Origin of the sequence: Microbispora bryophytorum (genome assembly GCF_043197435.1) — a bacterium.
In the GTDB taxonomy this organism is placed as follows: Bacteria; Actinomycetota; Actinomycetes; order Streptosporangiales; family Streptosporangiaceae; genus Microbispora; species Microbispora bryophytorum.
In genome coordinates, this window is record NZ_JBICTF010000009.1 from 213,611 (window position 1) to 227,531 (window position 13,921).

11 protein-coding genes are annotated in these 13,921 nt (G+C 70.9%); 2 read left to right on the top strand and 9 right to left on the bottom strand.

Annotation, left to right across the window (positions count from 1 at the left end):
• Positions 1 to 58: 58 nt before the first annotated feature.
• From ACGFIB_RS28380 to ACGFIB_RS28405, 6 genes are all read right to left on the bottom strand, one after another.
• Entirely contained in the window at positions 59 to 643 is a 585-nt protein-coding gene (locus ACGFIB_RS28380; RefSeq protein WP_393376187.1) for a hypothetical protein, read from the bottom strand.
• Complete coding sequence (locus ACGFIB_RS28385) at positions 640 to 1,917, bottom strand: AAA family ATPase (protein ID WP_393376188.1); 1,278 nt, start codon at positions 1,915 to 1,917, stop codon at positions 640 to 642. The genes ACGFIB_RS28380 and ACGFIB_RS28385 overlap by 4 nt, the downstream gene beginning before the upstream one ends.
• A gap of 109 nt (positions 1,918 to 2,026) precedes the next feature.
• Positions 2,027 to 3,724 (bottom strand): malto-oligosyltrehalose trehalohydrolase, encoded by a 1,698-nt coding sequence (gene treZ / locus ACGFIB_RS28390; protein ID WP_357244557.1) that lies wholly within the window; start codon positions 3,722 to 3,724, stop codon positions 2,027 to 2,029.
• A gap of 28 nt (positions 3,725 to 3,752) precedes the next feature.
• Entirely contained in the window at positions 3,753 to 5,963 is a 2,211-nt protein-coding gene (gene treY, locus ACGFIB_RS28395) for a malto-oligosyltrehalose synthase (RefSeq protein ID WP_393376190.1), read from the bottom strand.
• Between the two features lie 168 nt (positions 5,964 to 6,131).
• Positions 6,132 to 8,288 carry a glycogen debranching protein GlgX gene (glgX, locus tag ACGFIB_RS28400; protein ID WP_357244551.1) on the bottom strand — a complete coding sequence of 719 codons (2,157 nt, stop codon included), beginning with the start codon at positions 8,286 to 8,288 and terminating at the stop codon, positions 6,132 to 6,134.
• A gap of 354 nt (positions 8,289 to 8,642) precedes the next feature.
• A complete protein-coding gene (locus tag ACGFIB_RS28405) occupies positions 8,643 to 9,014 on the bottom strand; it encodes a winged helix-turn-helix transcriptional regulator (protein WP_142571581.1) in 372 nt (123 codons plus the stop codon).
• Between the two features lie 77 nt (positions 9,015 to 9,091).
• Here ACGFIB_RS28405 and ACGFIB_RS28410 point away from each other — a divergent pair, with 77 nt between their 5' ends.
• Positions 9,092 to 9,949: an SDR family oxidoreductase gene (locus tag ACGFIB_RS28410; protein ID WP_393376192.1), complete on the top strand. Its 858-nt coding sequence runs from the start codon at positions 9,092 to 9,094 to the stop codon at positions 9,947 to 9,949.
• A 64-nt stretch (positions 9,950 to 10,013) separates the two neighbouring features.
• On the opposite strand, the gene ACGFIB_RS28415 is transcribed toward ACGFIB_RS28410, so the two are convergent.
• Together ACGFIB_RS28415 and ACGFIB_RS28420 are read right to left on the bottom strand one after the other, a co-directional pair.
• Positions 10,014 to 11,339 carry a sensor histidine kinase gene (locus ACGFIB_RS28415; protein ID WP_393376194.1) on the bottom strand — a complete coding sequence of 442 codons (1,326 nt, stop codon included), beginning with the start codon at positions 11,337 to 11,339 and terminating at the stop codon, positions 10,014 to 10,016.
• A gap of 43 nt (positions 11,340 to 11,382) precedes the next feature.
• On the bottom strand, positions 11,383 to 12,066 hold the full coding sequence (locus ACGFIB_RS28420; RefSeq protein WP_142571583.1) for a response regulator transcription factor: 684 nt from the start codon (positions 12,064 to 12,066) through the stop codon (positions 11,383 to 11,385).
• A gap of 156 nt (positions 12,067 to 12,222) precedes the next feature.
• On the opposite strand from ACGFIB_RS28420, the gene ACGFIB_RS28425 reads away from it, so the two are divergent.
• Positions 12,223 to 12,864 (top strand): hypothetical protein, encoded by a 642-nt coding sequence (locus ACGFIB_RS28425; RefSeq protein ID WP_393376196.1) that lies wholly within the window; start codon positions 12,223 to 12,225, stop codon positions 12,862 to 12,864.
• A 27-nt stretch (positions 12,865 to 12,891) separates the two neighbouring features.
• On the opposite strand, the gene ACGFIB_RS28430 is transcribed toward ACGFIB_RS28425, so the two are convergent.
• Positions 12,892 to 13,542, bottom strand: a complete 651-nt coding sequence (locus ACGFIB_RS28430; RefSeq protein WP_393376198.1) for a DUF305 domain-containing protein — start codon at positions 13,540 to 13,542, stop codon at positions 12,892 to 12,894.
• Between the last annotated feature and the right edge of the window lie 379 nt (positions 13,543 to 13,921).

The window sequence follows — 13,921 nt, forward strand, 5'->3', positions numbered from 1 at the left end:
TGCTGGGGAGAGGAGCATCCGGCTCGTCGGCGTGCGCCTTGCCCCACCGAACCACGTCTCAGACGATTCCCAGTGCGACCAGCAGACACCACACGTCGGTGGACGGATCGCGGCGCAGGATCGGACAGTCCTGGGCGTGTCCTGAGCGAGCGGCCCACTGATTGGACGGGAGCGGTTGGGCATCGCGACCGGCACGATCCGGCTCTGTCCGGGCGGGAGCGCACTCCCCCTGGGGGCAGGAGGCGATGAGGCTGCGAGCACGGGCCACCGCCTTGTGCTCCAACCCTTTCAGGGCGTCACGCCGAGGGCCCTTGATGCTTTTGTCGCCTCTCTTGTCGTAATCACGAAAGGGGCCCGCCGCTGCTCTGGCTGCTTCAACGACCTGGGACGGGGTCATCCCGTTCTTTCGATAGACCGGCTGAATACGAAACGGCTGCCGTTCCCGGCCGTCGCCGTCGCCGAACTGTTCGTTCAGATACTGCAAATAGTCCGGTTCTGTCGATTCGCCCTCGCATGCCACGTACAGCACACGCACTTCCCGCCTACGCGACTCGGGCCTGCGCGTGAGCGGGCGCTCGTCGTCCAGCCGCCCGCGTCTCCTCCGTACGCTCTGCTCCTTGCCGCCCTCGGTGCGCCTGCTCACGCTGTCGCCTTCGCCTCCTGCCGGGCAACCTCACGAACGATCTCACCCGCCGTCACACGCGGAATCCCACCGTAACGGCCACGGAGATAACCACGCTCGAGGTTCTCCTCCTTGCGCGGCTTCGCCTCGCTCAACGGGTACAGCTCGGTCTCCCCCGAGTGCTTCTTTGTGGTGATCCACACCTGGTCCCGACCGAGCGGACGGTCGAGGACCGCACCGCCGAGTAGGGTCGCGTCGTGCGTCGTGAAAAGCAATTGCGCGCCACGGGGATTGGCATCTGGATCTTGGAAGACGCGCACGACTTCCGCCGCGAGTGTGGGGTGCAGACTCGAATCCAGTTCGTCGACCACAAGAACCGAACCCTGATCCAGAACGGTAAGCATGGGGCCAAGGAAGACGAACCAGGCATGCGTGCCCAAGGATTCTTCCGAGTAGAAGTCCAGAGGAGCCTCGCCACCGTTTGACGTACGGTGCCAGAGTCTGATCTCCCCGGTATCCGGGTCCGTGTCAAGCCTGGTGATTCCCAGATCGGCCGACTGCAGGAGATCGGTGATCCGTGCGTGGTAGTGATCCGTGAGCTCCGGATGCGTCAGCAGATGGCGTGTCGAGTTCGACCGGGACTTGCTGATTCTTCCCGGCCAGACAGCACGCAGGTCGCGCAGAAACCACCGGTGGATCGCGGACAACTGAGGATCGTTGAACGTGACACCGGTGGACAGGAACAGCGCGTTGGGCCGGGTGAACTTCACCAGGGCATCGCGTTCACCCTTGAAACCCTCTCCCTTGAAGACGAACTCCCCGCCTTCCGCTCCGGGCCGAGCCGCCTCACGATCGAACCAGACGTTCCGGCGGCCGTGAGGGTAGGCATGCAACCATTCCGCCTCCACGCGCTCATCCGACAACTCGAAGCCGTAGGTATAACGGACTGGCTCCCGCCCAAGCACGAGGTCGACTTCGAAGAGGGTGGTGTTTTCGCGGGACTCGGCGTCGAGTTTGAACGGCTCCCGGGGCACCGCCTCCGGCGACTTCGCCCAGTCGGCGAATGAGTTCCGTACCGCCTCTCTCATGGCCAGAAGCGCGCTGAGCAGGTTGGACTTGCCGGAGGCATTGGCCCCGAAAACGCCCACCACGGGCTGCGCCAGGACATCACGCCCCCGATGGCGGAGGCCGGTCGACCGCGCCGTCCCCTCGTCGAACTCCGTGGCGATGAGCGACAGCTCCTGCTCATCCCGGATGGATCGGTGATTGGCCACCCGAAAGCGGAGCAGCACCACGACCTCCCCATCGATGCCTGGTTCCCACATGTCATCTGCGTTTTCATGCAGACTCCCTGCACGAACCAGCCTATGGCACCGATTGTGCGGATGCCAGCTCGTCGCTCCGTCAGACCTCCGCGATGGCCAGGGAGCGGCCCGGCAGGTCGAGCACGTCGCCGGAAAGGCGGGCGGACTCGTCGGAGGCGAGCAGGATCCGCGACGCGGCCAGCCGTACGGGCACCGGGCCTTCGGCGAAGTTGGCGGCGATCCGCAGCGATCCGCGCTCGATCACCACGACGCGCCGGTCCTCGTCCACCTCGGCCCGCACCCGGTCCAGGCGCGGATCGGTGAGGTCGGGGCGCGACCGGCGCAGGGCGATGAGGTCGCGATACCAGCCCAGCAGCGAGGCGTGCTCGTCCTTGGCCGTCTCCTCCCAGTCGAGCTTGGAGCTCAGGAAGGTCGTCTCCTCGCCCGGTTCGGGGGCCTTCCAGTCGTAGCCGAAGCCCTCGAACTCCTTCCTGCGCCGTTCGCCCTCGCCCTCGGCCAGGTGCGGCTCGAAGTGGTCGGTGAAGAAGTAGAACGGCGTGGTCGCCCCCCACTCCTCGCCCATGAACAGCATCGGGGTGAACGGAGAGGTCAGCAGCAGCCCCGAGGCGAGGCGGAGCTGCTCGGGCCGCATGCGGTCGCCTTCGGGCCGGTTGCCGATCTGGTCGTGGTTCTGCGCGCAGCAGACGAACCGGTGCCCGGGTATCCCGGTCGCCGGCCGGCCGTGGGAGCGCCCCCGGAACGACGAGTAGGCGCCGTCGTGGAAGTAGCCGGACGTCAGCACCTTGGCCAGGGACGACAGGGTGGCGAAGTCGCCGTAGTAGGCGTTGCTCTCCCCCGTGACGTTCGCATGGATGGCGTGGTGGACGTCGTCGTTCCAGCTCGCGTGCATGCCGAGTCCGCCGGCCTCGCGCGGGGTGACCATGCGGGGGTCGTTGAGGTCCGACTCGGCGATGAGCGTCAGTGGCCGGCCGACCGCGGTGGACAGCGCGTCGACCTCGGCCGACAGCTCCTCCAGGAAGTGGACGGCGCGCTTGTCGTGCAGGGCGTGCACGGCGTCGAGGCGCAGCCCGTCGATGTGGTAGTCGCGCAGCCACTGCAGGGCGTTGTCGATGAAGTAGCGCCGCACCCCGTCCGAGCCGGGCCCGTCCAGGTTGACCGCGTCGCCCCAGTAGGACCCCTTCGCGTCGTGGAAGTAGGGCCCGAACTTCGCCAGGTAATTGCCCGAAGGACCGAGGTGGTTGTAGACGACGTCGAGGATCACGCCGAGACCGGCGCGGTGGCAGGCGTCCACCAGGTCCTTGAGCCCGTCCGGCCCGCCGTACTCCTCGAAGACCGCGTAGAGCTCCACGCCGTCGTAGCCCCAGTTGCGCTTTCCCGGCACGGGCGGCACCGGCATGATCTCGACGAAGTCGACCCCGAGATCCACCAGGTGCTCCAACCGGTCGGCCACCCCCCGGAAGGTGCCCTCGGGCGAGAACGTGCCGACGTGCAGCTCGTAGATCACCCCGCCGCGCAGGTCGCGGCCGTGCCAGCCCTGGTCCGTCCAGGCGAACCTGTCGTGGTGGTAGACGCGGCTCGGGCCGTTCACCCCGTACGGCTGCCGCCGCGTCCGGGGGTCGGGGAACGGCCCGTCGCCGTCCACGAAGAAGGCGTAGTCGAGGTCGTGCTCGTCGCCGGGGGCGGTCCACCGGCCGCCCTCGCCCCGCGTCATCTCGTGCCGGGCGCCCCCGTGCTCGACCTCGACCCGCGCCGCCTCCGGCGCCCACACCTCGAACATGCGCATATCCCCCTAGAGGACGAAGCCGTCAGCCTTCGAGAATCGCGACCGGGCACGCGGACAGCAGGTCGGCCATCCGCACCTCACCCGCGTGCTCGGCGCCGCTGAGCAGGTCGCGCCAGCGCCCCTGCGGCAGCGTGATCGTGTCGCTCCCCCATCCGCCCCTGCGCTCCAGCCCGACCGGCAACCGGGTCGCGACCACGACGGCGGCCGTGCCCCGCCCGGGAACGCCCCGCGTGAACGCGACCGCGTGCTCCCCCGCCTCGATCGGCGCGTACGGCGCCTCGGGCTCGAGCCGCTGCCGCAGCCCGAGCGCGGCGGCGGTGACGCGGATCTTCTGGCCGTCCCAGCCGTCGTCGGGCTCGGCCAGCAGCCGGCGGCGCCGCTCGAAGTCCACCGGCCGGCGGTTGTCCGGGTCGACCAGCGAGAAGTCGGTGATCTCGTTGCCCTGATAGACGTCCGGAATGCCCGGCATGAGGAGCTGGACGGCCTTCTGCCCCAGCGAGTTGACCCGGGCATACCGGTCCACGACCTCGGTGAACGAGGCGACCGAGTAACCGCACGCCTCGATGGCCCGCCGGGCGAAGTCCCTGATCCCGTCCTCGTACGCCGGGTCGGGGTTCAGCCAGGAGATCGACGTCTTGGCCTCGCGCGCCGCCTTGAGCAGGTAGTCGGTGAAGCGGTCGAGGGGGATCGGCCAGGCCGCCATCAGCGACTGCCAGGCGAGGTAGTCGAGCTTGGGGTCGAACGACACGGCCGCGGCCCAGGAGTCGACGGCCATCGCCCACTCCTCGGGCAGCTCCGACAGCACCGCGAGACGGGCGCGCACGTCCTCCGACCGCTTGGTGTCGTGGGTGGACAGCGTGGTCATCGTCCGCGGCGGCAGCCCCGCGCAGAACGCGTGGAACTCGGCGGGCGACACCCCGAACCTGTCGGGCTCCCCGCCCACCTCGTTGAGGCAGGCCAGTGGATACCACCGGTAGAGCGCGGTGTCCTCCACGCCCTTGGCCATCACCGGCCCACAGGTCTGCTGGAAGCGGGTGATCGCCTCGGGCGTGCCGTACAGGACGAGCTTGGCGGCCTTGGCCACCGCGCCGGGGTCGGTCCGGGTGGCGGCCAGCCCGGCCGCCTCCTGGACGATCGCCTCGGAGCCGGCGGACGGCTGCTCACCCGGGTTCACGTACGCCCGGTAGACGGGCATCGCGGCCAGCAGCTCCACGACGGCCTCCCGCAGCTCCGGATCGCCGAGATCGTCGGTCAGCCGGTCGACCTCTCCCCCGAAGAACAGGTCGATGACGTGCTTCTTGGCGTCGTGCCGCACGGTCTCGTAGTCGTCGCGGACGCCGGTGTGCCTGCCGAATGTCTCGATCAGCGCGTCGCGGCCGGCCGGGTCGACGAACAGCCGGGTGATCATGTTGAGCGCGTCGTATCCGGTGGTGCCGTCGCACGGCCAGTCGGCGGGCAGCCGCTCCCCGTCGATGAGGATCTTCTCCACCCACAGCGGGCCGGGCACGTGCGGGCGCAGCCGCCGGAGGTAGCCGCGGGGGTCGGCCAGGCCGTCCGGGTGGTCGACGCGCAGCCCGTGGATCACCCCCTCCTCGATGAGGCGGAAGGTGACGGCGTGGGTGGCCTCGAAGACCTCGGGATCCTCCACTCTCAGGCCCATCAGCGACGACACGTCGAAGAACCGCCGATATCCGGGGCTCTCGCGCCAGTGGGCCAGCCGGTAGTGCTGGGCCTCCAGCAGTTCCGGCAACGGCAGGTGCTCGGTGCCGGGCCTGATCGGGAACGCGTGGTCGTGGTAGCGCAGCACCCTGCCGTCGACGCCGTCGTCCACGCGGAGCGCCCCGTCGGCGTCGTCGCCGAGCAGCGGCAGGGTGACGGGCCACTGGAAGTCGAACCACCGGGAGGCCGGCGACCCCGGGCCGTCCCGCAGCGCCGCCCACAGCTGGGCGTTGTCCGACTCCGGCACCGGGACGGTCATGTGGTTGGGCACGATGTCGCAGATCAGCGGCATCCCCTTCGCCGCCAGCGCCCGAACGCCCTCCTCGCCGCCGAACTCCTCGCGTACGCGGCCGTGGTCGGTCACGTCGTAGCCGTGCTGGGACTCCGGGCAGGCCTGGAGGATCGGCGACAGGTAGAGGTGGCCCACCCCCAGGTCGCGGAGATATCCGACGAGGCTCGCGGCCTGGGCGAATCCGAAGTCAGGCGTCAACTGCACCCGATAGGTAGAAGTCACCGATCCGCCTTTCGCAGCGCGTTTCCGGAGGTCGTGTCCATAGTGCACATCACGGGCGCGCCCCTGCCAGCACCGCGCCGGGCAGGAGGAGCACAGAACCGGCTCCCCTCCTGCCCGGCGCGACGAGGACTAACGCCGAAGCGCACTCTATTCGGGCATCGGCGCCGGTCAGGACCCCGGCACGGGCCGGACCCTGCGCAGCACCCGCACCGACCTGCCGCTCACGGGCACGGCCTCACCGGCCCGGCACACGCGCGACTCGCTCAGCACCGGCATCGCCGTGTCCAGCTCGGTCGCCCACAGCTCGCCGTAGTCGTCGGGGATCGTGAACTTGATGACCTCATGGTGGGCGTTGAACAGCAGCAGGAACGAGTCGTCGCCGATCCGCCGGCCACGCCGGTCGGGCTCGGTGATGGCGTCGCCGTTCAGGAACACCGCCAGCGCCTTGGCGTAGCCGTTCGTCCAGTCGGCGTCGGCCATCTCCGTGCCGGACGGCGTGAGCCAGGCGATGTCGCTCAGCTCGTCGTGCGACCCGCGTACGGGCCGGCCGTAGAAGAAGCGGCGGCGGCGGAAGACCGGGTGGTCGCGGCGCAGCCGGGCCAGGCGCCGGGTGAAGTCGAGGAGCTGGCGCTTCTCCCTGGTGCCCGCCTCATCCCTCGCGTTGGCCTCCAGGATCGCGCCCCAGTCGACCCAGCTGATCTCGTTGTCCTGGCAGTAGGAGTTGTTGTTGCCCTGCTGGGTGCGGCCGATCTCGTCGCCGTGCGACAGCATGGGCACGCCCTGCGACAGGAACAGCGTGGCCAGGAAGTTGCGCTTCTGCCGTTCGCGGAGCTGGGAGACCGGGCCGGTGGCCGGGCCCTCCACCCCGCAGTTCCAGGAGCGGTTATCGTCCGCGCCGTCACGGTTGTCCTCGCCGTTGGCCTCGTTGTGCTTGTCGTTGTACGACACGAGGTCCTGCAGCGTGAAACCGTCGTGGCAGGTGACGAAGTTGATCGACGCGGCCGGTCGGCGGCTGTCGTCCTGGTAGAGGTCGCTCGACCCGGTGAGGCGGCTGGCGAACTCCGGCAGCGCGGCGGGCTCGCCCCGCCACAGGTCGCGGATCGTGTCGCGGTAGCGGCCGTTCCACTCGGTCCAGCGGGCCGGGAAGTTGCCGACCTGGTAGCCGCCGGGCCCGACGTCCCACGGCTCGGCGATGAGCTTGACCTGCGACAGCACCGGGTCCTGCTGGACGAGGTCGAAGAACGCGCTCAGCCGGTCGACCTCGTGCAGCTCACGGGCGAGGGAGGCCGCGAGGTCGAAGCGGAAGCCGTCCACGTGCATGTCGCGCACCCAGTAGCGCAGCGAGTCCATGATCAGCTGAAGTGCGTGCGGGCTGCGCATCAGCAGGCTGTTGCCGGTGCCGGTGGTGTCCATGTAGTAGCGCCGGTCGTCCTCGACCAGCCGGTAGTAGTTGGCGTTGTCGATGCCCCGCATGGACAGGGTGGGGCCCAGGTGGTTGCCCTCCGACGTGTGGTTGTAGACGACGTCGAGGATCACCTCGATGCCCGCCTCGTGCAGCGCCTTCACCATCGCCTTGAACTCCAGCACCTGCCCGCCGCGCTGCCCCGAGCTGGAGTACGCGTTGTGCGGCGCGAAGAAGCCGATCGTGTTGTAGCCCCAGTAGTTGGACAGCCCCCGCTTCTCCAGCATGTGGTCGGTCACGAACTGGTGGACCGGCATGAGCTCGATCGCGGTGACGCCGAGCGAGGTGAGGTGGTCGATGATCTCGGGGTGCCCCAGGGCGGCGTACGTGCCCCGGATCCGCTCGGGGATCTTCGGGTGGCTGATCGTGAGGCCGCGCACGTGCGCCTCATAGAGCACCGTGTCGTGGTAGGGCGTGGCCGGCGGACGGTCGTGTCCCCATCCGAAGAACGGGTTGACGACGACCGACCTCGGCACGTACGGCGCCGAGTCGCTGTCGTCGCGGCTGTCCGGCTCGCCGAAACGGTAGCCGTACACCGCCTGGTCCCACTGCACCGAGCCCTCCACCGCCTTGGCGTACGGGTCGAGCAGCAGTTTGCTGGGGTTGCAGCGCTGGCCGTCGCCGGGCGAGTAGGGCCCGTGGACGCGGTAGCCGTACCGCTGGCCCGGCCCCACCCCGGGCAGGTAGCAGTGCCAGACGAAGCCGTCCACCTCGCTCAGCGAGACGCGCTCCTCGTTGCCGTCGTCGTCGAACAGGCACAGCTCGACGCGCTCGGCCACCTCGGAGAACAGGGCGAAGTTGGTGCCCGCTCCGTCGTACGTCGCCCCGAGCGGATAGGAATCCCCCGGCCAGATCTCCCTCACTGGACCTCCTCGCCCTCCGGCTCGGCGGTCGCGCCGGGAAGGTCCCGGAGCCCACCGGCTCTATGGTCGCGCTCGCCCACGGTCTGTACCCTTCCCGGAACTCCGCGTGCGAGATCGTGGTGCTGAGTGTCGTTCACAAGACATCGTGCCTGCCCAGAAAAGGCTTCGACAGTCCCGCCACGTTAACTGCGTGTATGGCAACGGGTTGAACCGCCCATCAACCGGCAAAGCACCGGTGACCTGGACCGACTCGCCGTGAACGGGCGCGGGGGCCCATCCGGCCCGTCACTGTGCGTCCATGCCCCTGGCTCGGCGGACGGTCGTGTTCCGAACTCGGCGCGGGCGTGCCGGGGGTCAGCGTCCCTCGTGGCGCTCCCGGGCGGCGACGACCTCGGGCATGCGCTCCTCCGCCCAGGCGAGGAGGGGAAGCAGGCGCTCGGCGGCCTCGCGGCCGAGCGGGGTGAGGCTGTATTCGACCCGGGGCGGGATCGTGTGCTCGGCCTCCCGCAGCACCATGCCGTCGCGTTCCAGTGCCTGGAGGGTCTGGGACAGCATCTTCTCGCTCACCCCGTCCACGCGGCGGCGCAGGGCGTTGAAGCGGTAGGGCGCCTCGTACAGGGCCGCGAGCGCCAGGATCGCCCACCGGCCGGTGACGGTCTCCAGCACGGTGCGCGAGGTGCACTTCCGTGAGAAGACGTCGGCGACGAACCCCTCGAACTCCTCCATGACCGTCAGCTTACGACTCTTGAGGTACTTTCTGATAGAAAGCACTAACCAAAGGAAAGCACTGTGGAGGAGAGACCATGATTGTCGTGACAGGAGCCACCGGGCACCTCGGCAGGCTGGTCGTCGAGGATCTCGCCGGCCGTGTGCCCGCCTCGCGGGTCGTCGCGGCGGTGCGCAGCCCGGAGAAGGCGGCCGACCTGGCCCAGCGCGGCATCCAGGTGCGCGAGGCCGACTACGACCGTCCCGCCACGCTGGGACCGGCGTTCGAGGGCGCCAGCAGGGTCCTGCTCGTCTCCGGCAGCGAGCCCGGCCGGCGGGTCGACCAGCACAGGGCCGTGGTGGACGCCGCCCGGGCTGCCGGCGTCGAGCTGCTCGCCTACACGAGCATCCCGCGCGCCGACACCACTCCGCTGGGCCTCGCGCCCGACCACCAGGCGACCGAGGAGTACATCCGCGCGAGCGGGCTTGCCTTCACTTTCCTGCGGAACGGCTGGTACCACGAGAACTACATCGCGGCGGCCCGGCAGGGCGCGCAGAGCGGCGTCATCCTGGGCAGCGCCCGCGACGGCCGCGTCGCCTCGGCGGCGCGCGCCGACTTCGCCGCCGCCGCGGCCGCCGTCCTGGCGGGTGAAGGGCACCGGAACGCGGCGTACGAGCTGACGGGCGACGTCGCCTGGAGCATGCCTGAGCTGGCCGCCGTGGTGTCCGAACTGTCCGGCGCTCCGGTCGAGTATCGGGACCTGCCCGTCGCGGAGTACGCCAAGGCACTGGAGGCGAACGGCCTGCCCGAACCGGTCGCGGCCCTGTTCGCCCAGGTCGACGCCGGCATCGCCGACGGCTGGCTCGGCGACACCCCCGGCGACCTGTCCCGCCTCATCGGCCGGCCGACGACGCCGCTGCGCGACACCCTCGCGGAAGCCCTGAAGAACGGGTGATCACACGCCCTTGAGCAGGGCGGCACAGTGGCAGCGACAGGGGCAGCGACAGTGGCAGCGAGGGTCAGTGGCGCGAGCCGCGGGCGCGGGTACGCCGCAGCAGACGGCGACGCGGGCCGGCCGCCCGGCCGTCGGTGTGCAGCCACAGGTTGACGCCGGTCCCTCCGAGCGCCGAGGGCTCGATGCGCACCCCGCCACCCGTCGACTCGGCCAGGCGCCGGGCGATGTCGAGGCCGAGCCCGGTCGAGCCGGCCCCGCTGTTGCCCCGCCGCAGCGCCCTCTCCGGATCGGGGATGCCCGGGCCCGCGTCCGCGACGAGGACGCCCACCATGCCGCTCCCCCGATGCAGGGTGACGCGGAAGGCCGTGCCCTGCGGCGTGTGGCGGAAGACGTTGCCGAGCAACGCGTCGACCACCGCGCCCAGGTCGGCCGCGGCGACCGGCACCGGGCTGGGCTCGTCCGCGCCGACGAGCTGCCAGGGCCGCGCCTGGTCCTCGGCCAGCGCCGACCAGAAGGCGAGCCGTTCCCGCAGCACGAGCGCGGCGTCGCAGCCCGCCGGCACGGCCCGGGACGGCCGCCTCGCGGCTTCGATGATCTCGTCCACGGCCTGTTCGAGCCGGTCGATGGCGAGCCCGCGCTGCTCGGCCTCGGGGCCGCTGCCGCCGAGGTTGAGCCGCAGCGCGGTGAGCGGGGTGCGCAGCCGGTGCGACAGGTCGGCGGCGAGCTCGCGCTCGGCCGCGAGCAGTCCCGCCACCTGATCGGCCATCGCGTTGAACGCGCGCCCGGCCGCCACCAGCTCGGGCGGGCCGTCGGGGACGATGCGCACCGTCAGGTCGCCCGCCCCCAGGGCCGCCGCCGCCTGCCCGAGCCTGCGGGCCGACCGGACCACCCTGGCCCCGAGCCGGTCGGCCACCACCACCGATCCCACCACCAGGGTGACCGCGACGCCGGTCAGCACGGCCCAGGAGGTGGACACGCCCTTCCTCGCGTCCGCCGCGGGCGCGTACACCTCGATGACGGCCCGCCGCCCGCCGCCCAGCGCGACCGGCCTGAGCAGCACGTATCCCTTGCCGACCGGCACGGTCCTGGCGCTTTCGGCCGCGCCCGCGACGTCGGCGGGCGTGACCCGGGAGCGACCCGCCGTACGCCCGCCGGAGAGGTGGACGGCCAGGCGGGAGCTGCCCGCCGGGGTGCTGGCCAGCGCACGCTCCAGCGCGGCCACGTCGTCGGTCACCACGAGGGCGGGCACGATCGTGGCGGCCTGGCGCTCGGCGTCGGCGAGCGCGCGGCTCTCGGCGATCTCCTTGACCGCCACGGCCAGCGGGATGAGGAAGGCCAGCGCGACCATCGCCGTCACGGCCACCGCCACCAGGGCCAGGCTCCGTCTCACCGCCGCTCCCGCTCCGGGCCTCGTGCCGTCCCGCTTCCGGGGCTCAGCTCTCGGCTGGGGGGCTGAGGCGCACGCCGACACCCCGCACGGTGTGCAGATACCGGGGACGGGACGCGCTCTCGCCGAGCTTGCGCCGCAGCCAGGACAGGTGGACGTCGATCGTCTGGTCGTCCCCGTACGACTGCCGCCACACCTCGGCCAGCAGCTCCTTGCGCGAGATCACGCGGTCGGGACGGGCGGCGAGATAGGTCAGCAGGTCGAACTCCCGGCGGGTGAGGTCGAGCGGCGCGCCGTCCAGGCGGGCCTCCCTGCGGTCGGCGTCGACGACCAGGCCGCCGACCCTCGCGACCGACGACGGCGCCCCGGGCCTGGCCCGGCGCAATACGGCCTCCAGGCGGGCGTTGAGGTGGTCGCCGGAGAACGGCTTGACCAGGTAGTCGTCCGCGCCATCGCGCAGCAGGCGGACGATCTCGGCTTCGTCGTCCCGCGCGGTGGCCACGATGACCGGCACGTCGGAGATCGCCCGGAGCATCTTCAGCGCCTCCGCGCCGTCGAGGTCGGGCAGCCCCAGATCGAGGACGACCACGTCGGGACCGACGTGGGCGATCTCCCGCAGCGCGTCGAGCGCCCGGCCCGCGCTGCGGACCGCATGGCCGCGCCCCGTCAGGTCGCGGATGATCGCGGACCGCACGAACTCGTCGTCCTCAACCACCAGAACGGTCGCCATGGGGCAGAAACGTACACTCCCGGTCGGCACGGCGTCCCAGGAAGAGCCATCCGAAACATGGGGATTTGCGGCTATTTAAGGCATGCACAAATCCGTAGAGCTTGACCGAAAAGGGTCGAGCGTCAATTCGAGTCGCGGGATAGAGTGAGCGGCCACATGAGAAGGGCCGCCGGTTACCTGATCGCCTGGTGCGGAGCCACCGCGCTCGCCGTCGGTGTGTCCTGGCTCGGTGTGCGCGACGTGCTGCGCAGCGCGATCCTGGACGAGGCGCCCCTCGCTCCCGTGGTGGCCGTCGTCGCGCACCTGTCCGCCTCGCCGGGCGTCCCCACCCCCACTCCGCAGGGCACCCCGGACGGCGGGGCCCCCAGGGAACCGACCGAGGAACCGACCGAAAAGCCGCACGGGCCGCCGTCCCCCACCGGCGGGACGCCTGGCGACCGGTCCCCCGCCCGGCCCGGCGCCACTCCGCTGCGGACCGCGCGGACCTCACCGGCGCCCCGCCCGCCCCGCGCCACGCGGCCGGCGGGATCGGCGGAGTCCTCTCCCGCCGCCCGGCAGCGCAAGGCCGCCGGAGGGGAGAGCCTGCACACGTTCACCTTGAAGGGCGGCCGGGCGACGATCGCGGTGACGTCCGCGGACTGCCGCATGGTGACGGCGACCCCGAACGACGGCTACGAGGTCAAGGTCTGGGAGGCCGACCAGTGGCTGCGGGTCGCGTTCCTCCGGGACACCCACGAGTCGTCGGCGTTCTGCGTGTGGAACGCCCTGCCGCCCAGGCTCGACACGTACGAGAACTGAGGGACCCCGGCCGTCCGGCGGGAGGACTCAGTCGAGGAGTGCGCGGTACTTCTTGAGCTCCTTGACCTCGGCGCCCAGCGATGTGGTGGTGGCGACGGCGAGCGCCTTGGCCCCCTCGAACGCGCCGTCGGCCTGCTCGGCCCGGGCGAGCTTGATCGCGCCGTTGTCGTGCTCGATCATCAGCGTCACGTACTTGCGGTCGAAGGACGGGCCCTGCAGCTTGGCGAGCGCCTCGATCTCGGCCCGCGTCTGCGTGCCCGGCATCGCGTGGTCGCGTGGCAGCGGCTCCGCGCCCCACATGTCGAGCCAGCCCTTGAACGTGCGGATGTCGGTGTCGCGGGCCGTGGCGACCTTCCCCGCGAACCCGCTGACCCACGGGTCGCCGGCCCGTGTCTGCGCGAGCCTCGCCATCTCCAGGGCCTGGAGGTGGTGCGGGACCATCTGCCGGGCGAACGCCACGTCGGCGGCGTCGCCCCGGGCGGACGGCGCGCCGGTCTCGTCCGGCGTGGCGCTGAGCGCGGAGTCGGGGGTCTGCGTGGCCTCGGAGCTCGGCGCGGCCTGCGAAGCGGGGGGCGTCTCGAAGGTGGCAGCGGGCGAGGCGACTACCGGAGCGGGCGAGGCGGCCCCGCTCGCCAGGTCCGGCGCGCCGCATCCGGCGAGCAGGGCCGTCGCGAGCACGCCCGTCAACGCGGCCGGTAACGCGGCCGGTAACGCGGCCGGTAACGCGGCCGTCACACGAGCCGACACAGCGGGAAGCCGGCGGTTAGTGGTCGTCACTGGAGGGCCTTTCCGGTTCTGGCTGGCGGACGAACGCGACGGCCGCCGGGGCCGGGCACGATCGGATCCGTCCGCGATCCCTTGCCGCAGGACCCTACCGCCGGACGGCGACTCCGGTCGCCTGGCACGGCGTTTCGGCATATTTACGGTGATTATCGGACAAGCTGGGCATCGCGTGTCAAAATTCCCATTCGCTTCCCTGGATCATCGCCGTGCTCTAGCCTCCAACTGTGCCAAACAGCAGCGAAACTCTACGAAAGGTTTCACACCGAGGAAACCT

Bases quoted from the DNA above. Each gene is read 5' to 3' on its own strand.
- treZ (WP_357244557.1), bottom strand. From the start codon at position 3,724: ATGTTCGAGGTGTGGGCGCCGGAGGCGGCGCGGGTCGAGGTCGAGCAC.
- ACGFIB_RS28405 (WP_142571581.1), bottom strand. From the start codon at position 9,014: ATGGAGGAGTTCGAGGGGTTCGTCGCCGACGTCTTCTCACGGAAGTGC.
- ACGFIB_RS28410 (WP_393376192.1), top strand. From the start codon at position 9,092: ATGATTGTCGTGACAGGAGCCACCGGGCACCTCGGCAGGCTGGTCGTC.
- ACGFIB_RS28420 (WP_142571583.1), bottom strand. From the start codon at position 12,066: ATGGCGACCGTTCTGGTGGTTGAGGACGACGAGTTCGTGCGGTCCGCG.
- ACGFIB_RS28425 (WP_393376196.1), top strand. From the start codon at position 12,223: ATGAGAAGGGCCGCCGGTTACCTGATCGCCTGGTGCGGAGCCACCGCG.